Here is a 25,677-nt window from a genome sequence, read left to right on the forward strand (position 1 = left end):
CCCCCACACCACGACCCGGCCGGCCGACTCCACGTCCCGGCCGGGTCGTGCCGTCCCTGACCGCCCACGGACCGAGGACCACGGACCACGGGCTGCCGGCCACGGGCCACGAGCTGTGGCCGCGTGGTCATAGCCGCGGGGTCACGGGCTACCGGCCGGGCTCGAGCCGTGTGCGCAGGGCGTCGAAGTGGGTGCTCATCGCGAGCGTCGCACGGGCCCTGTCACCTGCCGCGACCGCTTCGACGATCTCCCTGTGGTGGGCACAGGTCTCCGCCGGGTCCTCGTGGGTGTCGCCGAGTACGCCCCGCACCTGGTCCATCGCCGCCCAGAAGGCGTCGAGCACCTCGCTGAGCAGATGGTTCTCCAGGGAGCGGTACAGGGCGAGGTGGAAGGCGCGGTCCGTCGCGCGGTCGATCTCCCCTCCGGCCGCCTCCACCTCCATGGTGTCGACGAGGCCGCGCAGCACGTCGAGGTCCTCCCGCGGCACGCGGGCGGCCACGCTGTCGATGAGACCCGTCTCCAACGCCTCGCGCACACGCATCAGTTCGTACAGGCTCGGTTCACCGTTGCGATGCCGTACGGCCGCGCGGAAGGCGAGCCCCTCGACGAACGGGGCGAGCGAGAGCGATCCGACGAACATGCCGAACCCCCGCCTGATCTCGACCACATGGAGGGCCTGGAGCGCCTTCAGCGCCTCGCGTACCGAGACCCGGCTCACCTCGAAGAGCTCCATCAGCTCCGACTCGGTGGGCAACGGGCTGCCGGGGCCGAGTCCCTGATCGACAATCAGCTGTCTGATCCACGCCTGAACGTCCTCGCTGACCGTGCTTCGCACCAATGTGGAACTCCTTCCGGGGGCGGGACCTGGCCAGAAGCGGGCCAAGAGGGCTGTTGCCTCTTGACCGGACGCGCGGGGTCCTGCGTAAGGTGGCCTCGACGTAAGACATCTTACGTCTCATGTCATGGCTGAAGTCCATGCCCCGTCCCTCTGGAGTTGCTCCCATGCCTCTGACCGCCCCCCTCCGTGGCGTCGTGCCGCCCGTCTGCACCCCGCTGGCACCCTCCGGAGAGGTCGACACCGCCTCCCTCGCCCGTCTGGTGGAGCACCTCGTCGCAGGAGGCGTGCACGGCCTGTTCGCGCTCGGCTCGACCAGCGAGATCGCATACCTGACCGACGAGCAGCGGGCCACCGCCCTCGAGGTCGTGGTCAATGCCGCGGACGGTCGCGTCCCGGTGCTGGCGGGCGTCATCGACACCACCACGGCCCGCGTGGTGGAGCACGCCCGGGCGGCTGCCGAGTTGGGCGCGGACGCCGCGGTCGCGACCGCGCCCTTCTACACCCGCACGCACCCGACGGAGATCGCGCGCCACTTCCGTCGCATCAGGGCCGCCGTGGACCTCCCGCTCTTCGCGTACGACCTGCCGGTGTCCGTGCACACCAAGCTCTCCGCCGCGCTGGTCCGCGAGCTGGCGGAGGACGGCACACTCGCCGGCCTCAAGGACAGCAGCGGTGACGAGGGCGGCCTGCGCCGCCTGATCGTGGCGCTCGGCGGCCGTGAGGGCCGCGACGGCGGCCCGGCCCCGGAGTTCTCGATCCTGACCGGCTCCGAACTCACCGTGGACGCGGCGCTGCTCGCCGGCGCGGACGGTGTCGTACCGGGCATCGGCAACGTCGACCCGGCGGCGTACGTGCGTCTCTACGACGCGGCGCGCGCCGGCGACTGGGAGACGGCGGCCAAGGAGCAGGAGCGGCTGATCGACCTGTTCGGCATGGTGGACGCCGGTCCGGAGAGCGACATGGGCCGCAGCTCGTCGGCGCTGGGCGCCTTCAAGCACGCGCTGCAGCTGCTGGGCGTCATCCAGCACGGCGACACCGCGTTCCCCCAGATCCAGCTGAGCGCGGAGTCCGTCGCCGTCGTCTCCCGGCACCTGCGCGCGGCCGGCCTCCGGCCGGTCCGATGACCCCGCGGACCCGCTCCTCGGGCGGGGATGCGGGCGGCCGGGCGGCCACCACGCCCGGCTCCGGGACGGCCGCCCGGGTGGCGTCAGGTCCGGTCGCCGGTCCCGTCGTCGCGCTCGACCTCGGCGGGACCAAGATCGCCTCGGCGCTCGTCGGGCAGGGCGGGGAGATCCTCGCCCGGCACACCCGGCCCACGCCCGCGACCGCCGGAGCCGACGCCGTGCTCGACGCGCTCGCCGACGCCGCCCGGACCGTGGCCGAGGGCCATGCGCCGGTCGCCGTGGGAGTGGCCGCCGCAGGAGTCATCGACCCGCTCACCGGGACGGTGACCAGCGCGACCGATTCGCTCCGAGGCTGGGCCGGTACGGCCCTGGGCCCCGGCCTCGCCGACAGGTGCGGGCTGCCCGTCGCCTGCGACAACGACGTACGCGCCACGGCCGGACCTGAGCTCGAGGCACTCGGATCGCCGCACGCGTCGCTGCTGTTCGCCGCCATCGGTACCGGCGTCGGGGGCGCGGTCGCGGCCGACGGCCGGATGCTGCACGGCGCCGCCGGCATCGCGGGGCACCTGGGGCACATGCCCAGCCCCGAGGCGGAGGGCCTGCCCTGCACCTGCGGCTCGGCAGGACATCTGGAGGTCATCGCCTCCGGTCCGGCGATCACCGCGCACTACGAACGGCTCAGCGGCCGGCACGCCGGCCGGCTCGAGGACGTGGCGGCGCTCGCCGCCGACGGCGACGAACCGGCGGTTCGCGCCGTCACCACCGGCGCGACGGCAGCCGGCCGCGCCCTCGGCGGACTCGCCAACGCCCTGGGCCCCGACCGGGTCGTCGTCGCCGGCGGTGTGACCCGCATCGGCCGGCTGTACTGGTCGGCCCTGACCGCCGCGTTCACGGCGGAACTGATGGCGCCGCTGCACGGCCTGCGCCCGGAGCCACCGCGCTTCGGCCACGACGCGGCCGTGGTCGGCGCCGCCACCCTCACCCGTACACTGCCCCTCCACTCCCCCGGAGCCCCGCGATGACCACGAACGCTCTCACCACGGCACTCGAAGGCCGGCTGATCGTGTCCTGCCAGGCGCCGCCCGGTGATCCCATGCGGCACACCGCGACCCTGGTGCGCCTCGCCCGCGCCGCGGAGGCCGGCGGCGCCGCCGCGATCCGTGCGAACGAACCGGAGGTCGTCGCCGCGATCCGGGCCGAGGTCGGCCTGCCGGTGATCGGGCTCTGGAAGGACGGTGACACCGGCGTCTACATCACGCCCACCGTCCGGCACGCCCTCGCGGTCGCCGAGGCCGGCGCGGCGGTCGTGGCGGCCGACGCGACCGACCGCCCCCGCCCCGACGGCAGTTCCTTCGCGGAGCTGGTCGCCGCGGTCCACGGTGCCGGTGCCCTCGTCATGGCGGACGTGGCCACCCTCGCGGAAGGGGTCAAGGCGGCGGAGGACGGCGCCGACTTCGTCTCCAGCACGCTGTCCGGCTACGTCCCCGGCTCTCCCGCCCAGCAGGGTCCAGACCTCGAACTGGTCGAGGCGCTCGCCGCGGCGATCAGCGTGCCCGTCGTCGCCGAGGGCCGTGTCGCCACGCCGGAGGAGGCCGCCCAGGCCCTCGCCCGCGGTGCCCACAGCGTCGTAGTCGGGACCGCCATCACCGCCCCTACCGCCCTGACCAGGCACTTCGCCAAAGGCATGACTCGGCCGTAACGTACTGCCCGCGGGCGCGGCTCATTGTCGAGCCCCGCTTCGCACTCTGGAGAGACCGTGCACAACACCGCAAAGCCCTCGCTCCCCTGGTACCGCGAGGTCACACCCACACAGTGGAAGTCCTTCACCGCCGCCTGGATCGGCTACGTCCTCGACGGCTTCGACTTCGTGCTGATCACTCTGGTGCTGACCGAGATCAGTGACGAGTTCGGCCTGAGTACGGTGCAGGCCGCCGGCCTGGTCTCCGGCGCCTTCATCACCCGCTGGCTCGGCGGCGCGGTACTCGGCGCGGTCGGTGACCGCTACGGTCGCAAGCTCTCCATGGTGCTGAGCATCCTGCTGTACTCGCTGGGCACCTTCGCCTGCGGCTTCGCATGGGACTACACCAGCCTGTTCGTCGCCCGCCTCGCCATCGGCATGGGCATGGCCGGCGAGTACAGCGCGAGTGCCACCTATGTGATGGAGAGCTGGCCGGCCCGCGTCCGCGGCCGGGCGAGCGGTTTCCTCATCTCCGGCTTCTCGATCGGATCCGTACTCGCCGCCCAGGTCTACAGCTGGGTCGTGCCCGCGATGGGCTGGCGCTGGATGTTCTACATCGGACTGGTGCCGATCGTCATCGCCCTGTGGATGCGGCGGGCGCTGCCAGAGGCGGCCGAGTGGAGCGAGACCGTCGAGGCGCGGGGCGCACGGCCCAACCCGTTCCGCCCGCTGTTCCTCACCCCGGCCCGCGCCACGTCCAACGTCGCCCTGGCGGCCGTCGCCTCCGTCGCCCTCTTCGCGGTCTTCACCCCGCTCGGCGACGGCCTGGTCCCGGTGCTCTCCGTGGCCGCCGGTCTGTGCCTGGCCGCTTTCGCGGTACAGCTCGGCGGCCGTCGCAACTGGGTGCTGTACGTGTCGATGATCGTGACGATCTTCTTCGCGTTCCTCTACTCGTGGCCCATCCAGGCCCTGTTGCCCACCTACCTCAAGACGGAACTCGGTTACACGGCCGACCAGGTCACCGACGTTCTCTACTTCGCCGGCTTCGGCACCATGGTGGGCTGCTGGGCGGCCGGCTTCCTCGGCGACCGGATCGGTGCCAGGAAGGCGTACGCGATCACCCTTCTCGCGTCGCTCGCCCTCGTCTTCCCGGTCTTCGCCGTCGAGGACAACCTGCTGCTGCTCGGCTCGCTGCTGTTCGTGCTGCAGGCCACCAGCTTCGGCATCTCCGGCCTGCTGCCCCGCTGGATCGGCGGTCACTTCCCGACCGAGAGCCGCGGCGCGGCTCTCGGCTTCACGTACAACGTCGGCGCGCTCGGCGGTGCCGTCGCGCCGGTGCTCGGCGCGCATCTCGCGTCCGGCATGGACCTCGGACGCTCCCTCGCGGTGCTCACCTTCTCCGGAACCGTCATCGTCGTGCTGCTCGTCGGATTCGACGTGCCCGGCCGGCTGAACCGGCTGACCGATCCGCACAGTCCCGCCGACCACCTCGCCGGAACCGCTGCGCATGACACGGCCGACGACGCGAAGGCGGCCACAGCGCGGCTCTGAGCTGCACCTCGATGTCCGGTTTGCCCCGGTGCCGTACGGGCAGTCGGCCCTTGCCGGGGGACTTGCCCGTACGCCCTCGGGCGGCAGCGGGTCGCGGACCGGAGGAGGACGTCATGCCGGAGCAGGACAGTCACCGCACGCACGCGGAGCACGACAGGGACAAGGCGGAGCAGCTGCTCCAGCAGGCCCGGCGCGTCGAGGACCCGGAGCAGTCGGAACGGCTCCGGTACCGGGCCGAGCGGCTGCGGGCGCGCAGCGAGGCGGAGCTGCGCCGGAACTCCGGTGCGGGATTCGACGCCGACGACATGGACGAGGAGGGTCCGCAGTGACGGTGACCCACCGGCCTCACGCGTCGCGGTCGGTGTAGTAGTCGCCGATGAGCCGGATGTATCCGGCGTCGTCCTCGTGCCTGCCGCTCTCGAAGCCGGGGGAGTCCTTGACCTCGGCCTTGGTGCATGCGACCCGCACCGTTTCCTCCCCGGTGTCGATCCGGGAGACGAGACCCGCCGGCAGCAGGACCCGCCTCCCGAGGATCCACGGCCCGGTGTCGACGACGAGGTAGGACCGGCCGACCTCCTCCGTGTGCTTGTCGACCTTGCCGATCGGCCCGTCGGACGCCTCCACCGAGTAGCCGACGAGCTGCGCCCCCGGAACGTACTGGGCGGTCTCCGGGTAGCCCCAGATGTCGCCTGCCATCGTCGCCTCCTGTCGTCTGCGCACGGTCCCCCGCGGCGCCGGGCGCGGGTACCCGGGCTTGTGACGGCGACACACCCCGGCGCGCCCGGCCGCTGGACGGTGGTGCGCCGCCCCCGACGACGGGTCCGCTCACGGCCGGTTCGCCGACACCATGTGGGCGAAGACGACCACGTTCTCCTTGTAGTCCTTCGTCTTCTTGTCGTACTCGCCGCCGCAGGTGATCAGGCGCAGTTGCGCGTCCGCGGTGTCCGCGTACACCCGGTCGTCGGGGAAGGCCGTCTTGCTGAAGCTCTCGACGGAGTCGACCACGAAGGTGACCGTGGAGCCGTCCTCCCGCGCGATGTCCACCAGGGTTCCTGGCCTGACCGAACCGAGGTACAGGAACACGCCGGGGCCGGTTTTGGTGTCGACGTGGCCGGCGACGATCGCCGTGCCCCGCTCCCCCGGCGTGACGCCCTCCCGGAACCAGCCGACCAGGTTGCTCTCGTCCGGCGGGGGGACGTCGAGCTGACCGGACGCGCCGATGGACAGCGGGGTGAACGGCGCGTCCACGGCGATCGCCCGGATCTTCAGGCGGGTCGGTGCGGCGCGCGGCAGTGTCACGCCCGCGCCGGAAGTCCGGCCGGGACCGGCGGCATCGGGAACGGGGGACGCGGGTGACGCGGGGGCCGCGGCCACCAGCGGTGCAGCGGGCTTGGCGTCCGACGTCGTACCGAAGGAGTTGTAGATGAGCAGGATGCCCAGGCCCACCGCGGCAAGGGGCCAGAGCAGGGCACGCCCCGGCGAACGTTCGGCGGGCGACTCGTCGGACGTCTGCTGATGGACCATGGGATCACCTTTCACTGCGACGGCGGGAACGACGGGTCGGCCCGTGGGAGCCCACGGGCCGACGTGGTGGCGTGTCCGACGGGACGTCATGGGGCACGTCCGCCGAGCGACTCGACAGCCGCGATCATCCGGTCCCAGAATCTTTCGACGTCCAGCTCGACGGCGACGTTCGCGTTGACCGGGCGGTCCAGGTACTGGTGCAGGTCCACCACGGTCGCGCCGCGCGTGAACCGGCCGTGCAGTTCGACGGCCACGTTCGCCTCGACGCAGCGCACGATCTCCGGGTCGATGACACGGGCCACGGCGACCGGATCGTGCAGCGGAGGCGCGGCGAACCCCCACAGCCGTCGGTAGGCAGCCGCGAAGTACGTCATCAGCTCCGCGCAGGTGCGTGAGAGCCGGGTGTCGAGGCGTTCGAGTCGGGCCAGCACGTCAGGCGTGACGAGCGCCTGGTGGGTGACGTCGAGACCGCACATGGTGACGGGGAGCCCGCTCCCGAAGACGACGGCGGCGGCCTCGGGGTCGACATGGATGTTGAACTCGGCGGCCGGTGTCCTGTTCCCGCGCCCGGTGGAGCCGCCCATGAGGACGATCTCCCGGATGCGGCGGGCGCTGTCGGGGTGGCGGGCCAGGAGAAGCGCCACGTTGGTGAGCGGCCCGGTGGGCACGAGGGTGACCGGCTCGGGATGCTCCGACAGGATCCTGTGCAGGAGGTCGACGGCGTGCTCCGGCACGATGTCCACGGTCGGTTCGGGAAACCGCGGCCCGTCCAGCCCGGACTCGCCGTGCACGTCGTCCGCGACCAGCAGCGGCTGGACGAGCGGGCGCGCACAGCCCGCGGCGATCGGCACGCCTCTGATACCGGCGACGGTGCAGACCCGGCGGGCGTTCAGAGTCGTCCGTTCGAGGGTCTGGTTGCCGGCGACGGTGGTGATGGCGAGCAGGTCGACCGCCGGGTCCGCGGCGGCCAGCATGATGGCGAGGGCGTCGTCGTGCCCGGGATCGCAGTCGAGGACGACGGGTACGGCCATGGTCGTCACCGCCCCTTCCGGCGGGGGCGCCGCATCACTTCGGCGCATCGAGGTGGGCGAAGACGACGAGGTTCTCGGTGTAGTCCTTGGCCTTGCGGTCGTAGCTGCCGCTGCAGGTGATGAGGCGTACCTGGGCGTCCGGGGTGTCGGCGTAGACCCGCTCGTCCGGGAAGTCGTCCTTGTGGTGGCTCTCGACGGCGTCGACGACGAATCTCGCCGTCGTGCCGTCCGCACGCCGCACGCCGAAGCGGTGGCCGGGCTTGAGTTCGCTCAGCTCGGCGAAGACGGCCGGCGATGCGGCGGTGTCCACGTGACCGGCGATGATGCTGGTTCCGGGTTCACCCGGTGACACGCCGGCGGCGAACCAGCCGACGAGGTTGACGTCGTCCGCCGGCGGCGGGTCCAGGGCGCCGGACGGCCCGATGGCCAGGTCCGTGAAGGGCGCGTCCACCCCGATCTGCGGAATGACCAGCCGCGTCGGCGCCGAACGCGGCAGCCCGGCGGCCGAGGGTGCGGCCGAAGGCCCTGCCGTCCCGGAGGTCTTTGCCGGACCATCAGCGGGGCCGGGAACGGGAGCGACAGCACCATGCCCGCCGCTGTCCTTGCCGGGCGCCAGGGACGGTGGCGCACCAATGCCGTTGACCAGGCTCAACGCCAGTACGGCCAGCGCCAGCGACCACAGCAGCAACGGCACCGCACGACGGGACGCGCGGACGGTCCACGACGAACCTGATGCACCGGTGGATCGAAGAAACATGCGGCCAGGCCTCCACACCTTGCTGTTGCACCTTGCTGTCAGAAACAGCGGCCGCCACCCGTCCGGGCAGCGGCCGCCGTCGTGTCACCCTGGGAGCGGGTCAGGCCGCGGAGCCGTTCGCGTTGCGGCGGCGCAGCATGTAGGCACCGGCGCCGAGGCCACCGAGGAGGAGCAGGCTCCCCGCCGCCATGCCGCCACCGGAGGAGGCGAGGCCGCCACCGCCGGTGTGCATGCCGCCACTGGGCTTCTCGCCCTTCCAGCCGTCCGACTTCTCGTGGTCGCCCTTCTCGGACGTGCCGGAAGCTTCCTTGTCCTTGTCCCAGTCGTCGTTGGTGACCGTGGCGAGGGCGCCGCCACCGGTGTGCATGCCACCGTGCGGCTTGTCACCCTTCTCCCACTTGCCGTGGTCCTTCTCCTCGTCCTTGTCCTCGTGCCTGCTCTCGTCCTTGGCCTCGTCCTTGGCCTCGTCCTTGGCCTCGTCCGTGTGGTCGTTCGTCAGTGACGCCAGGGCACCGCCACCGGTGTGCATCCCACCGTGCGGCTTGTCACCCTTCTCCCACTTCTTCCCGTCCTTCTCCTTGTCCTCTTCCTCGTGGTCGTTCGTCAGCGAGGCCAGGGCGCCACCGCCGGTGTGCATCCCACCGTGCGGCTTGTCACCCTTCTCCCACTTGCCGTGGTCCTTCTCCTCGTCCTTCTTCTCGTCCTCTTCCTCGTGGTCGTTCGTCAGCGAGGCCAGGGCGCCGCCACCGGTGTGCATCCCACCGTGCGGCTTGTCACCCTTCTCCCACTTGCCGTGGTCCTCGCTGCTGTACGACGAGTCGTCCTTGTCCGAGTCACCGGCGGTCAGGGCGTAGGCGCCCGGCGCTGCGATGACGAGGGCGGCCGTTGCCGTGGCCGAGGCGAGGAGAATGCGGGCAGAGCGCATTGCGAGTTCCTTTCGTCGCGGCTACGTCAGCTGACATCCCGTCGGCTCGTCGGTCCGCAGCGGCGACATGATCCACCGTCAGCCCGTCGCGCACTCCTCACCACTCGGGTTGGTGCATGCGTGGAGGGAGGTCGCTCTTCAGTTCTCGTCGCGCCGGGCTCAGTTCGTCGCGCCACGCCGGTCGGCCACCCGGCTTGCCCTGGAGGTCTTCCTCGTCCACGTGTGTCGGCGGCGCAGGCCACGAGGGTTGCCTGGTACGAGCGGGTGAGTGCGGTGCGGCTCGCCCCGGCGCCGCGGACCCGGCGCGGGCGGAACTGCACCGGTGCCCATTCGTCCTCCCCCGATCGGGGCAAGGACCAATCCGGCGGCGGCCGGGGTCCGAATGTGGGATGTGAGGATCTTCGGCACGACATCGACCCGCGGCGCGCTCGCCGCCATCAGCGGCCTGCTGGCCGGTTTCGCCGCACTCGCCGTGGCCGAGCTGGTGGCGGCGCTGGTCCGCCCGCAGGCCGGGCCGGTCACCGCGGTGGGCGGCGCGGCCATCGACCGTACGCCCGCGGCCGTGAAGGACTGGGCGATCCGCAACTTCGGCACCGACGACAAGCTGGTCCTCCAGCTCGGCATCCTGGCCACGCTGGCCCTGCTCGCGGGGCTGCTCGGCCTGGTCGCCCTGCGGTACCGGCGGGCGGGTTCGGCCGGTGTGCTGCTCTTCGGCGTGGTGGGTGCGGCGGCCGCGCTGAGCCGACCGGACTCGACGTCGTTCACCGATGCCCTGCCGTCCCTGGTGGGGGCGGCAGTGGCGGCCGTGCTGCTGTGGGTGCTGATCGGACGGCTCACCGCCCGCCGCGACGCGCTCACACCGGAACAGGATCTCGGCTGGGACCGCCGGGGCTTCCTCGTCGCCGCCTCGGCCGCGGCACTCGCCTCCGCGGGGGCCGGTGCGCTCGGCCGCGGTCTGAGCGGCAGTCGTGGCAAGGAGGCGGCCGCCTCCCGGAACTCGGTCGTACTGCCGCGTCCCGCGTCCCCCGCGCCTCCCACGCCCGCCGGTGCGCAGTTGCGCGTACCGGGGATCAAGCCGTTCGTCACCCCCAACCAGGACTTCTACCGGGTCGACACGGCCCTGGTGGTGCCGAAGGTCGACGCCATGAGCTGGCGGCTGCGGATCCACGGCGCGGGGGTGAAGCGCCCGCTGACGCTGACGTTCCAGGATTTGCTGGAGCGTGATCTGGTCGAACGCACCATCACGCTGACATGTGTCTCCAACGAGGTGGGCGGACCGTACGTCGGCAACGCCCGCTGGATCGGCGTCCGCCTGGCGGACCTGCTCAAGGAGGCCGGGGTCAGGCCTCCGTCACGGGGCGGGCCGGCGGACCAGCTCGTGGCACGCTCGGTGGACGGCATGACGCTGGGCACTCCCGTCGAGGACGTCATGGACGGTCGCGACGCCCTGCTCGCCGTCGGCATGAACGGCGAACCGCTGCCCTTCGACCACGGCTTCCCGGTCCGGATGGTCGTTCCGGGACTCTACGGGTACGTTTCCGCGTGCAAGTGGATCGAGGACATCGAGCTCACCACGTTCGACGCGTACGACCCGTACTGGGTGAAGCGGAAGTGGGCCCGTGAGGCGCCGATCAAGACCCAGTCCCGCATCGACACCCCCAAGCCCTTCGCCCGCCCGAAGGCCGGAACGGTCATCGTCGCGGGCGTCGCCTGGGCCCAGCACCGCGGCATCGACAAGGTCGAGATCCGTGTCGACGACGGCCCCTGGCGGCCGGCCGATCTCGCCGCCGAGGACACCCGGGACACCTGGCGCCAGTGGTCGTTCCCCTGGAAGGCCACCGCCGGCAGCCACACCCTCACCGTCCGCGCCACGGACCGCACCGGCGAGGTGCAGACGCAGCAGCGGACCAAGACCGTCCCCGACGGGGCCAGCGGCCGGCACTCGGTGGTGATCACCGTCGAATAGCCGACATCTGCCTGTTCCCATGCCGTTCTCGAATTCCGAGCACGACTGCAAAGAGTACCGATCAGCTACACCAGGAGAAGATCATGAATGCATTCCGCTTCCGTCGCGCCGCTGTCGCTGTCGCCGCCGCGGCGGCTCTCCCTCTCGCGCTCACCGCCTGCGGCGGTGACAACAGTTCCTCGGACGCGGCGGCCGACAAGGCCGCCACGTCCGCACCGGCCATGGACAAGTCGACCCCGGCCGAGGACGCGGGCATGACGGACGGACCCTTCGGTCCGGCCTGCGCGTCCGTCCCCGCGGACGGCGCCGGCAGCTTCGACGGCATGGCCCAGGACCCCGTCGCCACCGCCGCCTCGAACAACCCGGCCCTGTCCACGCTGGTCACCGCCGTCAAGACGGCCGGCCTCGTCGACACCCTGAACAACGCGGAGAACATCACCGTGTTCGCGCCGACCAACGACGCCTTCGCCAAGATCCCGAAGGCCGACCTCGACAAGGTCCTCGCCGACAAGGAGATGCTCACCAACATCCTCACGTACCACGTCGTCGGCGAGAAGCTGACCCCGAAGCAGCTCGAGAAGGGAACCTACGACACGCTCCAGAAGTCCACTCTCACCACCGCCGGGTCCGGCGAGGACTACACCGTCAACGACAACTCCAAGGTCGTCTGCGGCAACGTCCCCACCGCCAATGCCACCGTCTACATCGTCGACACCGTCCTCATGCCGAAGTAGCCACCAGGCAGCTTCCGCCCACGCACCACCACATGCCGCTGTGCGGCCCCGGCGAGATCGTTCGGTCAGATCGCCGGACGCTCCAACGCATCTGGCCTCCCTTGCCGACGTGATCACCGCCGTCCTGGCACGACTCGAAACCCTCCCGAACCCTGGCTGACCAGCACGTTCCCTTCCTTGCGAGCAGCACCACCCGACCACCACCGTTTGCGTGACGGCAGACCGGCTGGCGTGTTGTGCTGGTCATGGGGTGGGAGAGTGTGCGGGCGGGTGTCCGGGAGTGGTCGGCGGGGGTGGTCGAGCTGCATGAGCGGTTCCTGCATCGGTTCGCCAGGACTGAGCCGCGTGAGTCGGCGCTGGCCTATATGCGGGGGCTGGTCGCTCCGTTGGAGCGGAAGAACGGCTGGACGCTTGCCGAGGAGGCCGGTCATGCCGGCCCGGACCGGATCCACCGGCTGCTGAACCGGATCGAGTGGGCCGCGGACGAGGTCCTGGACGACGTGCGCGATTACGTGGTCGAGCACCTCGGCGACCCGGATGCCGTCCTCAAGGCGATAGTCCGACGCGCGATCGCGGAGAACATTCCGTTCCGGTGGGTGACCGCGGACGATGTCCGTTCTCAGATCCTCAGGATCCAGTGTCTCGTGTGTCCAGGATCAAGGGTCAAGGCCCGTCCCGCTTCTGGTACAGACATGCGCGTCGTGGAAGAGGTGGGCGGTCTGGTCGTCTCCGCCGACGGTGCCTACGGCTCGTACACGGGCAGGAAATGGATGACCGCTTGCTCGTAGGGGTGGGCATCGCGGACAGCCTGCTGGACGGCGCCGGCCTGATCCGCGTCGCAGACCGATTCGATCCGGCACTCTTCGCTGTGCTGAACGATGCCCACCTCGCCGTCGTACGGCTGCGCGCCAGGCAGGGCCTGCCAGTTGCCGGTCACCTTCCAGATGCTGGAACACCGTGCGTACTCGCCCACACGTCCCGCCCCGGCCGCGTGGAGAGCTTCGACCACAGCCTCCACATGACTCTCGGGGACAGATATCTCGATCTTCAGCCGCGTCATGCTTGAACCCTAACAACCCGCGCGAGACCGGCATTTTCGCAACAGGGCCCAGCCTGGTCTTCAGCTTCGGGCACCCAACGGCTTCTCGTAGTTGATCACCTGGTCCGGTAACCGCGCGGCGTGCAGGCGGCCTTCGGGTGAGCACCTGTCGCGCGGGTGCGTTGTTCGAGCTCTCGGACGCCGTGTTGTGTGCGGATGGCCCGGTCATGGGACTGCCTGAGCGTCAGTGGGGCCGCTCAGCGCCACTGCGGTACGACTGTGACCGGGCAGGCGGCGTAGTGCAGGAACGCATGGTTGACCCTGCCGAGGTGCAGTCCGACGCCATTGACCCGGCGCCGGGCTCCCACGATCAGCAGGTCGGTCGTCTCCGAGTATCTGAGGAGCAGGTCCCGCGCCGGCCCTTCAACCACGATCCGGTGGACATCCACTGCCGGAAATTCATCGGCACATCCGGCAAGGGCCTCATCGAGCAGGGCCTTCGCCCTGTGTCCTGCCTGGTCATCATGGTCTGACTGATCCAGCACCCTGCTGACGGGCGTTCTCACGGGACGGTGCCAGGCCATCACCGCGTCGAGGGAACAGCCGCGTGCTGCCGCGATCTCGAAGGCGAAGTGGACGGCCGCCGAGCTGGACGTCGCGTCCCGGACGCCGACCGTGATCTTTCCAAACCCTGCATCGTCCAGACCGGTCCGGTTTCGGACGACCACGACGGGGCACTGAGCGCGGGCGGCTACGACCATGCTCACAGACCCGAGCAGGAGGTCCTTCAACTCACCGCGACCACGCGCCCCGGTGACAAGTGCCGAGGTGTTGCAGCCCGCGTTCAGCAGAGCGGTGACCGGCTCTTCGTGGACGACTTCAGTGGTCACCTCGACGTCCGGGGCCTGCCGTCGTGCTCGTAGCTCCGCCGCGTCCACTGCATGCCGGGCTGTGTTCTTCCCGAACGGCTCCGTCGCCCAGTCGCCTTCCGCCGTCGCAAGCACGATTTTCAGGGGCAGGGCAAGCCGGGCTGCTTCCCGTACGGCCCAGTCGAGCGCGCGCATGCTCGAGTCCGATCCGTCAACTCCCACAACCAAGGGCAACCACATGCTCTTCACCTGCTTGTGCTGGTGTCGAATCCTCACCTACGGCAACCGTCGCACTTGTCGTCGTGCCGGGGCGAGGGGCCGACGGGGCAGAGCGGAGGGCCGTCCAGCCCTCGTCGGGTTCGAAGGACCGTTCGACCCCCTGGCCTCTGCCTCACGGTCCCTTCAACACCCCGTGCCGGTGGAGCACGCTCGAAAGTGGAACCGCTCGCACGTCGTGCGGGCATCACGCTCGGGGTCCTCCCGGCGTTGCAGAAGGGCGGTGGCGGCCGTGCCGCTGCGGGTGCTGATCGGGCGGCTCACCGCCCGCCGCGACACGCTCACCGGAACGGGGTCTCGGCTGGGACCGGCGGGCTTCCTCGTCGCCGCCTCGGCCGCGGCACTCGCCTGCACGGGAGCCGGTGCGCTCGGCCGCGGTCTGAGCGCCAGTCGTGGCAAGGCGGTGGCCGCCTCCCGGAACTCGGTCGTACTGCCGCGCCCCACCCGGCAGCGAACGAGGACCGTCCCCGACGCGGCCGGCGGCCGGCACCCGGAGGTCGTGACCGTCGGCCGGCCGCGCCCGGCCCCGCCTCCGCCGCCGTCACCGGCTCGGGGGCGGGCCGGGTCGGGCCGGGGCACTGCCGGGACCTCGGGCTCCGCACCACCTCAGGCTACGATCGGTCATCGCCCCGCACCGGGCGCGCGCCTCACGGGAGCGAGACGTGATGGCCTGTCAAGGAAGCCGGGAATGGGTCACCATGAGTCGGTCGGCCGCGACGGCGGCCGACCGCGCACGCGGATCGGACGGCGTGTGAGTGCGTGTTGTGACCTGGCAGAACGCGGCCGTCGGGCCGACCCCGGTAGAGTTGGAGAGATCCCGTGTTCTACTACGTGCTCAAGTACGTCCTCCTCGGGCCGCTGCTGCGGTTGCTCTTCCGGCCCCGGATCGAAGGACTGGAGCACATCCCCTCCGAGGGTGCGGCGATCGTCGCGGGCAACCATCTGTCGTTCTCCGACCACTTCCTGATGCCGGCCATCATCAAGCGCCGCATCACCTTCCTCGCCAAGGCCGAGTACTTCACCGGGCCCGGCCTCAAGGGCAGGCTGACGGCCGCGTTCTTCCACAGTGCCGGACAGATTCCCGTCGACCGGTCGGGCAAGGAGGCCGGGCAGGCGGCGATCCGTGAGGGGCTCGGGGTGCTGGAGAAGGGCGAGTTGCTGGGCATCTACCCGGAGGGCACCCGGTCGCACGACGGCCGGCTCTACAAGGGCAAGGTGGGTGTCGCCGTCATGGCGCTCAAGGCCGGCGTGCCCGTCGTGCCGTGCGCGATGGTGGGGACGTTCGAGATCCAGCCGCCCGGACAGGTGATCCCGAAGATCAAGCAGGTCACGGTGCGCTTCGGTGAGCCGCTCGACTTCTCCCGCTACACGGGCATGGAGAACGAGAAGGCGGCGATCCGTGCCATCACCGACGAGATCATGTACGCGATCCTGGAACTCTCGGGCCAGGAGTACGTCGACCGCTACGCGGCGGAGGTCAAGGCCGAGCAGCAGGAGCAGGAGCAGCGCGGCGTGAAGAAACGGTTCCGGAAGCAGCAGGGCTGAGCAGCGGATCTGCGCTCGGCTAATTTTCCGTCCAGCGCCCTGCCACCGGCCTAGCGTGCCTCGTATGACCAGAGGAAACGTGTTCGTGCTCGGCGCGACAGGACAGGTGGGGCGGGCCGCGGTCGCCGCACTCACCGCGGACGGATGGGACGTGCGCGCGGCCTCCCGCGGCGGTACGGGAGACGGGTCCTGGCCCGAGGACGTACGAAGAGTGCCGGTGGACCGTGAGGACGACGCCGCCCTCGCGGAGGCAGTCGGCGACGGCTGCGACGTCCTCGTCGACATGGTCGCCTTCGGCCGGGGACACGCCCGGCAGTTGAGAGCGCTGTCGGACCGGGTCGGATCGGCCGTCGTCATCTCCAGCGGCGCGGTCTACGAGGACGGGAAGGGCCGCGGCTTCGACACCCAGGACCGGCCGGACGGCTTTCCCCGCTATCCGGTGCCGATCCCGGAGGAGCAGGCCACGGTGTCCGCCGGGGACTCGACGTACGCCACCCGGAAGGTGGCACTGGAACAGGAACTGCTCGCGGCCGGTGACGAGTTGCCGGTCACCCTGCTCCGGGCGGGCGCCGTCCACGGACCGTACTGCCGCACGCCGCGCGAACTGTACTTCGTCAAGCGGGCGTTGGACGGCCGCACGGTGAGTGTGCTGGCGCACGGCGGTCGCAGCAGGTTCCATCCGGTCCATGTGTCCAATGTGGCCGAGCTGATCCGGCTGGCGGCGCTCAGGCCGGGGTCGCGGGTGCTGAACGCCGCCGATCCGCAGGCGCCGACGGTCGCCGAGATCGGTGCCGCCGTCGACGCGGTGACGGGGCGCGTGAGTGAGACCGTCCTGATCGACGGTGAGCCGCCGGCGCCGTCGGTCGGCGTGACACCGTGGTCCGGCAGGCACCCCGTGGTGTACGACATGAGCGCCGCGGAACGCGAGCTGGGATACCGGCCCGTCACCGGGTACGCCGAGTCGCTGCCGGCGACCGTGGAATGGCTCACGGCGCGGTTGCAGGGCCGGGAGTGGACCGAGGCCTTTCCCAAGATGGCGGCGAACTACGGGAAGGACGTCCTGTTCGACTACGCGGCCGAGGACGCATGGCTCGAGCAGCACGGGTCCGGCTGACCGGACGCGAAGGAGGGGCGGCCGGGTACCGGCCGCCCCTCCCCCGTCACCGCTGTGCGCCCTACGGCTTCGGCGTGGCGTGCGGCTCGCACGTCACGTCGCGGCTGTCGAGCGTGCCCTCGAGGAGATAGGCGTCCACCCGGTCGTTGACGCACGGGTTGACCAGACCGGTCACGCCGTGCGAGCCGGCGTCCTTCTCCACGATCAGACGTGAGCCCTTGAGCCGCTTGTGCAGCTCGACGGCACCGTGGAACGGGGTGGCGGCGTCACGTTCCGACTGCACGATGAGCACCGGCGGCAGGCCGCGGCGCGTGCGCACCTCGACCGGTGTCCGCTGCTTGACGGACCAGGTCGCACAGGGAAGGTTCATCCAGGCGTTGGCCCAGGTCATGAACGGGTGGTCCCTGTGCAGCCGGGTGTTGTCGCGGTCCCACTTCTTCCAGCTCGTGGGCCACTTGGCATCCGTGCACTCGACGGCGGTGTAGACGGCGTTGCCGTTCTCCGCGGCCGCGTTGCCCGCCGTGTCCGACAGGTCGGGCGCGGCGGCGTCGACCAGCGCCTGAGTGTCACCCGCGAGGTACTTGCTCCATGTCCGGGCGACGGGCACCCAGGCGGAGTCGTAGTACGGCGCGCTCTGGAAGAAGCCGATGAGTTCGGCCGGTCCGACGACACCGCCGAGCGGATCCCTCTTGGCGGTGGCGCGCAGCTTCAGCCACTGCTGCTCGACCTTCTCGGGGGTGTCACCGATGTGGAAGGTGGCGTCGTTCTTCGCGACCCAGGCCTTCCAGTCGTCCCAGCGTGTCTGGAAGGCGACGTCCTGGTCCAGGTTCGCCTGGTACCAGATCTTCTCCCGCGACGGGTCGACGACGCTGTCCACGACCATGCGACGGACATGGCCGGGGAACAGTGTCGCGTACACGGCGCCGAGATAGGTGCCGTAGGAGACGCCCAGGAAGTTGAGCTTCTTCTCACCGAGCGCGGCGCGGATCACGTCCAGGTCGCGGGCGGTGTTCGGCGTCGTCATGTGCGGCAGCATCCAGCCGCTGCGCTCGGCACAGCCGTCGGCGTACTCGGCCGCGAGCTTCCGCTGGGCGCGCTTGTCCGCCTCGCTGTCGGGGACAGGGTCCGGCTTGGGCGCCTTGACGAACTCCTGCGGGTCGGCACAGGAGATGGGCGTGGAGTGGCCGACTCCGCGGGGGTCGAACCCGACGAAGTCGTACGCCTTCGCCAGGTCGGCGTAGATCGGGTTCTTGCCGGTGACCCGTACGGGGAAGCGCATTCCGGAGCCGCCGGGGCCGCCCGGGTTGTACAGCAGCGCGCCCTGACGGTCCGTCGGGGTGCCGGTGTTGCCGATGCGGTCGACGGCGAGCCTGATCTGCTTGCCGTCGGGGCGCGAGTAGTCGAGCGGTACGCTCACCCATCCGCACCGGATGGGCTCGGCGAGCCCCCAGTCCTTTGGGCAGTCGGCCCAGTCGATGCCCTTCTCGGCGGCCCGCTCGGCGGCGAGCCGCACGCCGTGGGCCTCGGACGAGGCGTGGTCGCCGCCCCGGTCGCGGCTGTCGGCGTTCGCCGCCGGGGCCGCTATCGCGCCTGCTATGAGGGTGCCCGCGATCAGAGTGCCGGCCGAGCCGAGCACTGCTGTGCGTCTCACAGAGAACCTCCCCCTGATGTGGTCGAGTTGTCCGGGGGATCCTTTCGTCTGCGGGAGAAGCGGAACAGTCCGTACAGGTGTTCTTTACCGAACAAATACCGGTGCTTCGCATACCGCTCAGCGGTACGGCGGGCCGAGCACGTCCTGCCGGGCTCCGTCGAGAACGCGGCGCAGGGCGAGGCGTCCTCGGCGAGCGCGGTGACAGCACGGCGGGGCCGGCGGAGTCGTCCCAGCCGGCCGCAGCGCGCCGGGGCCGCAGGCGAGTTCGGTGTCGAGCAGGGGCCCGCGGGTGCGGGAACGGTGAGCCGGGCGGCGAGTGCGCCCGGTCGCTCCCCGTACCGGCCGAGATGCTGCTCCTCGCGCAGCACCGGCCGGTGCGGTGGCGGCGAGCCGGGCACGGGTGCGCGTCCGCAGGTCGCCGCCGCGTGCGGCGTTCAACTGTGCCAGGAGCCGGTGCGGTTCGGCCTGCTCGCCCACGTCCTGTGTGATGTCGTACCGGGGTCGGGTCCGCTCGGGGCACGGGAGGGCGATGCCGGCGGCGGCCGAGTCGACGGTGCGGCGCGCACTCCCGGCGGCGACCGCCTCGCGGTCGAGGCCGACGTACGCGACAGGCGCAGGGCACGCGGAGCGAAACCGAACCACCCCGAGTCCGTCGCCCTCCTCGCCTCGCACATCGGGCAGGAACGGGTGCTTTCCCGGCGCGTCAACCGATCTCGGGATCGCGCATCGACATCAGGGCACGCAGACCGTCCTCGAGGACCTCGACACGCACGTCCCCGAAGAGGGCCTGTTGCGCGATGAATCCCTGGGCCGTGGCGATGAGGGTGCGCGCGACATGGTCGGGGTCGACGTCGGCCTCCATCTGCCCGTTCGCCCGATAGGCGTCGACGAGCCGGGCCCAGGCATGCCGCATGCCTTTGTAGCCCTCGCCGAGGACCATGGCCAGGCGTTCGTTCCGCAGGGTCTCGGTCCACGCCTGGACGATCAGCCGGGCGAAGGCCTGCCGGTCACCGCCGGGGACCTCCTCGATCAGCATGCGGCGCAGCACTCTGCCGAGGAGCACGTCCGGAGTGGGCGGCGGGGTGGTGGCGGCCGCTTCCTCGAAGGCGGCACGGATGCTGCTGAACGCCTCGTCGGCGATGGCCGCGATCAGCTCCTCCTTGCTCCGGAAGTACCGGTACACGGCACCGGCCGAGAGCTCGCTCTCACGCAGGATGTCCTGCATCGACGTGGCGTGGAAGCCGTTGCGGGAGACGCAGCGGGCGGCGCCGTCGAGGATCTGACGGCGGCGGGCGTCGAGGTGTTCCTGGGATACGCGAGCCATTGCCCAAAGTTAAAACGAACATTCATTCTTGACAAGGACCGACAGCGGCGGGACATTGGGTCCGAGCGATAAAACGAACGATCCTTCTCTTTAGGAGCACCTCATGTCCGCTGCACCCGGCCGCCGCATGATCGCGGTGATGGCCCTGGTCCCGATGGTGGTGGCGCTGGCCCTGTGGGCCTTCGCATGGCCGGCCGCCAGGACGGCGCCACGCGATCTGCCCATCGGCCTCGCAGGGCCGGCCACCGCGGTCGCCCAGCTCGAGCAGCGCTTCGAGCAGCAGGACGGCGCGTTCGACATCCACCACTACGACAACGAGGCCGACGCAAGGGCCGCGATCGAGGACCGGGTCGTTTACGGCGCGGTGGCGGCAGGACCCAAGGGTCCCGAACTGCTGAAGGCGACCGGAGCGAGCCCGGCGGTCGCCCAGCTTCTGGAGCAGGCGGTGACCGCGCAGGCTCCGGCGGGAACCCCGGTCCGGGTGACCGACATCGCGCCGCTCCCCTCGGAGGACCCGCGGGGCAGCGCCCTGGCGGCGAGCGTGCTGCCGCTCGGCCTCGCCGGGGTCGCGTCGGGAGCGCTGGTGACACTGGTCGGCCTGCGCGGTGTCCGGGCGGTCGCCACGCTCGCGGGCGCGGCCGTACTCGTGGGCATCACCGCGACGGCCATCGCCCACAGCTGGCTCGGAGTGCTCGACGGCGACTGGTGGGCGGAAGCCGGCGCGTTGAGCCTGGCGGCCGCCGCTCTCGGCGCGGCCGTGGCCGGACTCGCCGCCCTCATAGGCACCCCGGGGATCGGGCTCGGAGGGCTGCTCATGGTGCTGCTCGGCAATCCGTTCTCGGGCGCGTCGTCCGCGCCCGAGATGCTGCCGGAGCCGGTCGGCGCCATCGGCCAGTTGCTGCCGCCGGGCGCGGGCACGACGCTGCTTCGCTCAGTGGCGTACTTCGACGGACACGGCGCCGCGGCACCACTGCTGATCCTCTCCGCCTGGGCCGCGCTGGGCCTGGCGGCGGTGGCCGTCGGCGGGCGGCGCCGGGCAACGGCCACCGACAACGCCGTCCGCCCCTCCCCCGTACCGGTCGCCTGACCGCCACGAACCGGCCGTGCGCCCCCGCTGTAGCGGACGGGGGCGCACGGCCTTTTTCATGCCGCGGGCGGCCGACACCTCCGGGCCCTCCCGTTCATGGCCCCGGAGGCGGACGCCGGTCAGGTCCTAGGCGTCGCGCTCCGGGCGGCGATGCTCCGCGGCCAGGCCGAAGCGGCCCTGGGCGCCGGAGACCGAGGAGGCCGAGCCGAAGGAGGAGACGGAGCTGATCACCTGCTCCTCGGTCGCCTCCGCCGCGCTCTCGAGCCGCTCCAGGTCGGCGGCGGAGACCAGCGCCACGAGGGGCTTCCCGTGCCGGGTCACCACCACGCGTTCCCCGCCGTAGACGACACGGTTGATCAGATCGGCGAGCTCTGCGCGGGCTTGCGTAACCGGAATCTCGTAGGCCATGCTCCCATTCTAACGCCCTGTACATCCTGTACATTTTTTACAGAGCGAGAGCCGTCAGACCGAGGAGAGGCACGCCGTGAACCGACCTTCCGCCCGCCATGTCCTGCCGGAGTTCACCGAGCGCACGTTCTCGGGAACGCGCACCGTCGACCCGTACTCGAAGCTGATGGAGGAGCGAATCGTCTTCCTGGGGACCGCGGTCGACGACACCGCGGCGAACGACGTCATCGCGCAGCTGCTGCACCTCGAGTACACGGCCCCCGACCAGGACATCTGCCTCTACATCAACTCCCCCGGCGGATCACTCAGCGCGATGTCCGCCATCTACGACACGATGCAGATCGTCACCTGCGACGTGGCGACGACATGCCTCGGCCAGGCGGTGTCGACCGCCGTCACCCTGCTCGCCGCCGGCGCGCCCGGGAAGCGCATGGCCCTTCCGGGCGCGCGCATCGTCATGCAGCAGCCCGCGTACGAGGAGCCGTTGCGCGGACAACCCTCCGATCTGGAGATCCACGCCGCGGAGTTGCTGCGACTGCGCGAACAACTCGCCGGAATGCTCACGCGCCACACCGGCCGGAGCCCGGAGCGCATCGCGGCCGACCTGGAGCGGGACAAGATCTTCGACGCCCCCGCCGCCAGGGAGTACGGCCTGATCGACCACGTCGTCGCGAGCCGCAAGATGCCGACCACGCCGCCGCACGGGGGCCGGTGAGCACCGGATGCTGCCGCCGGAACTGCCCTCACTGCCCGCGCTGACCCGCGCGGAGGCCGAGTTCGTCGACGCCTACCTCGAAGTCGTCGACCTGCTCGGCCGGATCAACCCGGTCCGCGGCCACCACACCTATGGAGCACTGCGCGCCGCGCAGGCGCTGGTCGGGCGGGCCGCCGCCCTCAAGGACGCCCTGACGCTCATGCACATACGGGGCGAGAACGAGGTGTACACGCACACGCTCACCGAGGCACTGCGCGTCCTGGACGGTGAACGCCGGGCGAAACGCGTGACCATTCCTCCCGGTCAGACGAGCTGACGGTCGTTCCGCGGCTGTCAACCGCCGACGGGGTAGCGGTATTTGTCCCCCGTTCGGTGGAGCTTCCCCGAAGTTGTTGCGTGTCGCAGGACTTGCGCCGCGCAACCACCGATCTGGCCCAATGGGCCGCTTCGTCGCTGGTACGACGATGCTTCCGGGACACGCGGGAAGCGGCCCCACAGCCCTGCCCACCCGAAAGGTCCAGTCGTGATCGGCTTCACAAAAGCCGTTTCAACTCGGAAATCGGACATGGGTGGGTAACGATCCGTGGGACGACAAGCCCCCGCCACCTTGACGGGGCGGTCCGGGCGGACGCTGAGTCCTGCCGCCGCACCGGATGCCTGGTCGACAGAAGTGCACCGGCAGGAGTGGAGGACCCGAGCAGTACGGCGCGTCCGGCGATCTTGGACACGCCTCGGGGTGAAGCCGCTGCGGCGGCCGGGCGTCTTCGCCGGTCCGAACCCGACAGGTCATCCTTCACAGGCGGCTGACGAAGGGTTGCGCATGACTGCGCAGATGCATCTCCCGCTCCTGTTCTCGCGGGCGGGCGCCGTATCGGCACTGACCATCGCCGCCGTCGGCGGCACCGTCCTCGCTCCGGGCAGCACTGCCGAGGCGTACGCGATCAGCAGCTACGCGAGCAAAGCGCTCAAGGTCGCGGCGTCGAAGCAGGGAGCGCCGTACCGGTACGGCGCCACCGGACCGAACCGCTTCGACTGCTCCGGGCTGACGCTCTATTCGTACAAGAAGGCGGGCAAAATACTGCCTCGTACGGCCCAGCAGCAGTACAACCGGACCCGCCATGTCTCCGCCGGCAACAGACAACGTGGCGACCTGGTCTTCTTCCACTCCGGCGGTGCCGTGTACCACGTGGGCATCTACGCCGGTCATGGAAAGATCTGGCACTCGCCCAAGACGGGCGACGTGGTCCGGTTGGCCAAGATCTGGACGCGGAGCGTCAAGTACGGCCGCGTGAGCTGACACACCGCCGCCGCCGCTGAGCTGACGTCCGGTCAGCACGCCGCCGACCGGACGAGCAGAGTCGCGCCGAGCATGGTCAGCGCCTTCCAAAGACGCCTTGGACGGCGCGGGGTGCGCGGCCCGCGCAACCACCGCCCTAGCCGGTCGAGGCCGCCGTCGAGCCCGCTCGCGCCGGTCGCGTCCTGTCGCGCCCCCGGAGTGCGGCGTGCACCGGGCGGTCACCCCGCACCGCGACGAGCTGGCGCGCCGGCCGTCCGGGCCCTGATGCGCGGCATGTTCGGCAGGGGCCGGTGCCGGGCAGGGAAGGCCCTGCCGTGAAGCGACCGCCCGTCCGGTCGGGACATGCGGTGGCCGTCCGCCGTCACGCGACGTTTCCGTCCGCAGTGGCCGCGCGTTGTCAGTTCTGTACCGGAACCGACCAGGGCAGCGCGATCCAGACGGTCTTGCCGCCCTCCGGGGTGGGCGTCACGGAGAGCCGGCCGCCCCGCTCCGCCGTGAGGGTGCGGATGATGACCATGCCCCTGCCGTTGTCCTGGCGCACGGCGGCGGGCAGCCGCCGAGGCCAGCGCGGATGGCTGTCGGTGACTCCGATGCACAGTTGCTCGTCGCGCTCCAGGCGCAGGTCCACCGTGAACGTCGGGGACTGCCCGAAGGTGTGCTGCACCGCGTTGGTGGCCAGTTCGGACACGATCAGCCGCACCGTGTCCACGGCATCGGCACAGGGCTCCAGCCCCCATTCACAGACGGTCTCCGTGACGTATCTCCGTGCGGTGGCAACCGACGCCGGATCACTCGGCAGAGTGATGGACGCTTCTTGGTGGTCTGCCATGGCGGCGCTGTCCCTTTCCCACCGGGCCGGCTCCGACTCGTAGCGGATGAAACGCGGGAACGGCCACGGATTACGCTTCCGCGTCAGACTGCCACTTATCGTGCTTCAGGGTCGGTGATCCACCAGATACGTACATATCTGTCGCTCGATGCGGTGAACTCTGCTACGGACGACCGTATTTACGGCCCCTGGAACGGGGCCCGGAGAGCGCCCGTCGCCTCAACGGGCCGGGGCGGTCGCGATGATCGTGGCGACCGCCGTGTCGATCTGCTGCTCGGTGAGATCCGCCCTGGCGGTGAGCCGGATCCGCGAGATCCCGTCGGGCACCGACGGGGGCCTGAAGCATCCGACGACCAGCCCCGCGTCCCTGCAGTCCGCCGCCCAGCGCAGTGCCGTGTCCGCGGAGGGCGCCTGCACGGAGACGACCGCGGCGTCAGGCCGGGCAGCGGTCAGCCCGGCGTCCGTCAGGCGACGGTGCACAGTCGCGGCCACTTCGCGTGCCCGCCCGGCGAGCCCGGGCTCGCGGCGCAGGATCCGCAGGCTCGCGAGCGCCGCGCCGGCCGCCGCGGGTGCCAGTCCGGTGTCGAAGATGAACGTGCGCGCGGTATTGACCAGGTGCTCGATGACGCGTGCCGGGCCGAGGACCGCGCCGCCCTGACTGCCCAGGGACTTGGACAGCGTCAGTGTGGCGACGGTGCCGCGCGCGCCGGCGAGCCCGGCGGCGTCGAGCGCGCCGCGACCGCCCCTGCCGAGGACCCCGAGTCCGTGCGCGTCGTCGACGACGAGCGCCGCGCCGTACTCGCGGCAGGCCTCGGCGAGACCCGGCAGGGGTGCGGCGTCTCCGTCGACGGAGAAGACCGAGTCGGTGACGGCGACGGCACGGCGGCCGGGATGCGCGTCGAGCGTCTTGCGCACCGCTTCGACATCGCTGTGCGGGACGACGGCCGTCTCGGCCCGCGAGAGCCGGCAGCCGTCGACGATGGAGGCGTGGTTGCCCGCGTCGGAGACGACGAGGGCGTCGCGGCCGCTGAGCGCGGTGACCGCGGCCAGGTTGGCGGCGTAGCCGGAGGACAGCACGAGGGCCGCCTCGAAGCCGCAGAAGTCGGCGAGTTCACTCTCCAGTTCGGCATGGAGTTCGGTGCTGCCCGTGACGAGGCGGGACCCGGTGGCCCCCGCTCCCCAGCGGCGGGCCGCCCGCACGGCGCCCTCGGTGACCTCGGGCCGACGGGTGAGCCCGAGGTAGTCGTTGCTCGCCAGATCGAGGAGATCGCTGTCCGCGGCGCGCGGACGCAGTGTGCGGACCAGGCCGGCGCGCTCCCGGCGGCGCGACTCCTCGTCGATCCAGTCGAATGGATCCTGCGGCATGCTGGTCCGCTCCTTTTGTAGGCAGCGGAC

At 71.0% G+C, this 25,677-nt stretch carries 26 protein-coding genes, 1 pseudogene and 1 riboswitch; of the genes and pseudogenes, 14 read left to right on the forward strand and 13 right to left on the reverse strand.

Going from position 1 to position 25,677, the window contains the following annotated elements:
- Positions 1–148 precede the first annotated feature (148 nt).
- Positions 149–838, reverse strand: a complete 690-nt coding sequence (locus tag ACFYV1_RS29855) for a FadR/GntR family transcriptional regulator (RefSeq protein WP_389398724.1) — start codon at positions 836–838, stop codon at positions 149–151.
- 164 nt (positions 839–1,002) lie between these two features.
- Between ACFYV1_RS29855 and ACFYV1_RS29860 the strand changes: the two genes are divergently transcribed.
- From ACFYV1_RS29860 to ACFYV1_RS29880, 5 genes are all read left to right on the forward strand, one after another.
- Positions 1,003–1,962 (forward strand): dihydrodipicolinate synthase family protein, encoded by a 960-nt coding sequence (locus ACFYV1_RS29860; protein ID WP_389398725.1) that lies wholly within the window; start codon positions 1,003–1,005, stop codon positions 1,960–1,962.
- The gene (locus ACFYV1_RS29865) at positions 1,959–2,984 is read left to right on the forward strand and encodes an ROK family protein (protein WP_389398726.1); all 1,026 of its coding nucleotides are present in this window, start codon (positions 1,959–1,961) and stop codon (positions 2,982–2,984) included. The genes ACFYV1_RS29860 and ACFYV1_RS29865 overlap by 4 nt, the downstream gene beginning before the upstream one ends.
- Positions 2,981–3,661: an N-acetylmannosamine-6-phosphate 2-epimerase gene (locus tag ACFYV1_RS29870; RefSeq protein ID WP_389398727.1), complete on the forward strand. Its 681-nt coding sequence runs from the start codon at positions 2,981–2,983 to the stop codon at positions 3,659–3,661. Before ACFYV1_RS29865 ends, ACFYV1_RS29870 begins: the two co-directional genes overlap by 4 nt.
- Positions 3,662–3,718: 57 nt before the next feature.
- On the forward strand, positions 3,719–5,191 hold the full coding sequence (locus tag ACFYV1_RS29875; protein WP_389398728.1) for a sialate:H+ symport family MFS transporter: 1,473 nt from the start codon (positions 3,719–3,721) through the stop codon (positions 5,189–5,191).
- Positions 5,192–5,304: 113 nt separating this feature from the next.
- Positions 5,305–5,520 carry a DUF6381 family protein gene (locus ACFYV1_RS29880; protein WP_389398729.1) on the forward strand — a complete coding sequence of 72 codons (216 nt, stop codon included), beginning with the start codon at positions 5,305–5,307 and terminating at the stop codon, positions 5,518–5,520.
- Positions 5,521–5,536: 16 nt separating this feature from the next.
- On the opposite strand, the gene ACFYV1_RS29885 is transcribed toward ACFYV1_RS29880, so the two are convergent.
- From ACFYV1_RS29885 to ACFYV1_RS29905, 5 genes are all read right to left on the reverse strand, one after another.
- Positions 5,537–5,887, reverse strand: coding sequence for a PRC-barrel domain containing protein (locus tag ACFYV1_RS29885; protein WP_389398730.1), 351 nt, complete (start codon positions 5,885–5,887; stop codon positions 5,537–5,539).
- A gap of 129 nt (positions 5,888–6,016) precedes the next feature.
- Entirely contained in the window at positions 6,017–6,715 is a 699-nt protein-coding gene (locus ACFYV1_RS29890; protein ID WP_389398731.1) for a class F sortase, read from the reverse strand.
- An 86-nt stretch (positions 6,716–6,801) separates the two neighbouring features.
- Positions 6,802–7,746, reverse strand: coding sequence for a nucleoside hydrolase (locus ACFYV1_RS29895; RefSeq protein WP_389398732.1), 945 nt, complete (start codon positions 7,744–7,746; stop codon positions 6,802–6,804).
- A gap of 34 nt (positions 7,747–7,780) precedes the next feature.
- Entirely contained in the window at positions 7,781–8,503 is a 723-nt protein-coding gene (locus ACFYV1_RS29900) for a class F sortase (protein ID WP_389398733.1), read from the reverse strand.
- A 100-nt stretch (positions 8,504–8,603) separates the two neighbouring features.
- Positions 8,604–9,428, reverse strand: coding sequence for a hypothetical protein (locus tag ACFYV1_RS29905; RefSeq protein ID WP_389398734.1), 825 nt, complete (start codon positions 9,426–9,428; stop codon positions 8,604–8,606).
- A 382-nt stretch (positions 9,429–9,810) separates the two neighbouring features.
- Here ACFYV1_RS29905 and ACFYV1_RS29910 point away from each other — a divergent pair, with 382 nt between their 5' ends.
- The 3 genes and pseudogenes from ACFYV1_RS29910 to ACFYV1_RS29920 all read left to right on the forward strand — a co-directional run.
- On the forward strand, positions 9,811–11,394 hold the full coding sequence (locus tag ACFYV1_RS29910) for a sulfite oxidase (RefSeq protein WP_389398735.1): 1,584 nt from the start codon (positions 9,811–9,813) through the stop codon (positions 11,392–11,394).
- Positions 11,395–11,477: 83 nt separating this feature from the next.
- Positions 11,478–12,128 carry a fasciclin domain-containing protein gene (locus ACFYV1_RS29915; RefSeq protein ID WP_389398736.1) on the forward strand — a complete coding sequence of 217 codons (651 nt, stop codon included), beginning with the start codon at positions 11,478–11,480 and terminating at the stop codon, positions 12,126–12,128.
- Positions 12,129–12,373: 245 nt separating this feature from the next.
- Positions 12,374–12,676 (forward strand): annotated as a pseudogene (locus tag ACFYV1_RS29920) (transposase); the annotation flags it as partial.
- Positions 12,677–12,870: 194 nt separating this feature from the next.
- On the opposite strand, the gene ACFYV1_RS29925 reads toward ACFYV1_RS29920, so the two are convergent.
- On the reverse strand, positions 12,871–13,188 hold the full coding sequence (locus tag ACFYV1_RS29925) for a hypothetical protein (protein ID WP_389398737.1): 318 nt from the start codon (positions 13,186–13,188) through the stop codon (positions 12,871–12,873).
- A gap of 236 nt (positions 13,189–13,424) precedes the next feature.
- Entirely contained in the window at positions 13,425–14,276 is an 852-nt protein-coding gene (locus ACFYV1_RS29930; RefSeq protein ID WP_389398830.1) for a universal stress protein, read from the reverse strand.
- Between the two features lie 855 nt (positions 14,277–15,131).
- On the opposite strand from ACFYV1_RS29930, the gene ACFYV1_RS29935 reads away from it, so the two are divergent.
- Together ACFYV1_RS29935 and ACFYV1_RS29940 are read left to right on the forward strand one after the other, a co-directional pair.
- A complete protein-coding gene (locus tag ACFYV1_RS29935; protein ID WP_389398738.1) occupies positions 15,132–15,857 on the forward strand; it encodes a lysophospholipid acyltransferase family protein in 726 nt (241 codons plus the stop codon).
- A gap of 85 nt (positions 15,858–15,942) precedes the next feature.
- Positions 15,943–16,971, forward strand: coding sequence for an NAD-dependent epimerase/dehydratase family protein (locus ACFYV1_RS29940; protein WP_389398831.1), 1,029 nt, complete (start codon positions 15,943–15,945; stop codon positions 16,969–16,971).
- Positions 16,972–17,032: 61 nt separating this feature from the next.
- On the opposite strand, the gene ACFYV1_RS29945 is transcribed toward ACFYV1_RS29940, so the two are convergent.
- Both ACFYV1_RS29945 and ACFYV1_RS29950 read right to left on the reverse strand, forming a co-directional pair.
- Positions 17,033–18,622 (reverse strand): alpha/beta hydrolase, encoded by a 1,590-nt coding sequence (locus tag ACFYV1_RS29945; RefSeq protein ID WP_389398739.1) that lies wholly within the window; start codon positions 18,620–18,622, stop codon positions 17,033–17,035.
- Between the two features lie 703 nt (positions 18,623–19,325).
- Positions 19,326–19,946, reverse strand: coding sequence for a TetR/AcrR family transcriptional regulator (locus ACFYV1_RS29950; protein WP_389398740.1), 621 nt, complete (start codon positions 19,944–19,946; stop codon positions 19,326–19,328).
- Positions 19,947–20,049: 103 nt separating this feature from the next.
- Between ACFYV1_RS29950 and ACFYV1_RS29955 the strand changes: the two genes are divergently transcribed.
- Positions 20,050–21,033 (forward strand): ABC transporter permease, encoded by a 984-nt coding sequence (locus tag ACFYV1_RS29955; RefSeq protein ID WP_389398741.1) that lies wholly within the window; start codon positions 20,050–20,052, stop codon positions 21,031–21,033.
- A gap of 126 nt (positions 21,034–21,159) precedes the next feature.
- Here the strand turns inward: ACFYV1_RS29955 and ACFYV1_RS29960 are convergent, their stop codons facing one another.
- Positions 21,160–21,441, reverse strand: coding sequence for a type II toxin-antitoxin system Phd/YefM family antitoxin (locus ACFYV1_RS29960; RefSeq protein ID WP_389398742.1), 282 nt, complete (start codon positions 21,439–21,441; stop codon positions 21,160–21,162).
- Positions 21,442–21,517: 76 nt separating this feature from the next.
- On the opposite strand from ACFYV1_RS29960, the gene ACFYV1_RS29965 reads away from it, so the two are divergent.
- The 3 genes from ACFYV1_RS29965 to ACFYV1_RS29975 all read left to right on the forward strand — a co-directional run bounded on the left by ACFYV1_RS29965 (position 21,518) and on the right by ACFYV1_RS29975 (position 23,453).
- A complete protein-coding gene (locus ACFYV1_RS29965; RefSeq protein WP_389398743.1) occupies positions 21,518–22,156 on the forward strand; it encodes an ATP-dependent Clp protease proteolytic subunit in 639 nt (212 codons plus the stop codon).
- Positions 22,157–22,163: 7 nt separating this feature from the next.
- A complete protein-coding gene (locus ACFYV1_RS29970) occupies positions 22,164–22,472 on the forward strand; it encodes a hypothetical protein (RefSeq protein ID WP_389398744.1) in 309 nt (102 codons plus the stop codon).
- 328 nt (positions 22,473–22,800) lie between these two features.
- A riboswitch (cyclic di-AMP (ydaO/yuaA leader) is annotated at positions 22,801–22,973 on the forward strand.
- 3 nt (positions 22,974–22,976) lie between these two features.
- Positions 22,977–23,453: a C40 family peptidase gene (locus ACFYV1_RS29975; RefSeq protein ID WP_389398745.1), complete on the forward strand. Its 477-nt coding sequence runs from the start codon at positions 22,977–22,979 to the stop codon at positions 23,451–23,453.
- Positions 23,454–23,850: 397 nt separating this feature from the next.
- Here ACFYV1_RS29975 and ACFYV1_RS29980 read toward each other — a convergent pair whose 3' ends face one another.
- Entirely contained in the window at positions 23,851–24,282 is a 432-nt protein-coding gene (locus ACFYV1_RS29980) for an ATP-binding protein (RefSeq protein ID WP_389398746.1), read from the reverse strand.
- 219 nt (positions 24,283–24,501) lie between these two features.
- The gene (locus tag ACFYV1_RS29985; RefSeq protein ID WP_389398747.1) at positions 24,502–25,647 is read right to left on the reverse strand and encodes an 8-amino-7-oxononanoate synthase; all 1,146 of its coding nucleotides are present in this window, start codon (positions 25,645–25,647) and stop codon (positions 24,502–24,504) included.
- Positions 25,648–25,677 lie beyond the last annotated feature (30 nt).

The organism is Streptomyces sp. NPDC003023 (genome assembly GCF_042888225.1).
Taxonomy (GTDB): domain Bacteria; phylum Actinomycetota; class Actinomycetes; order Streptomycetales; family Streptomycetaceae; genus Streptomyces.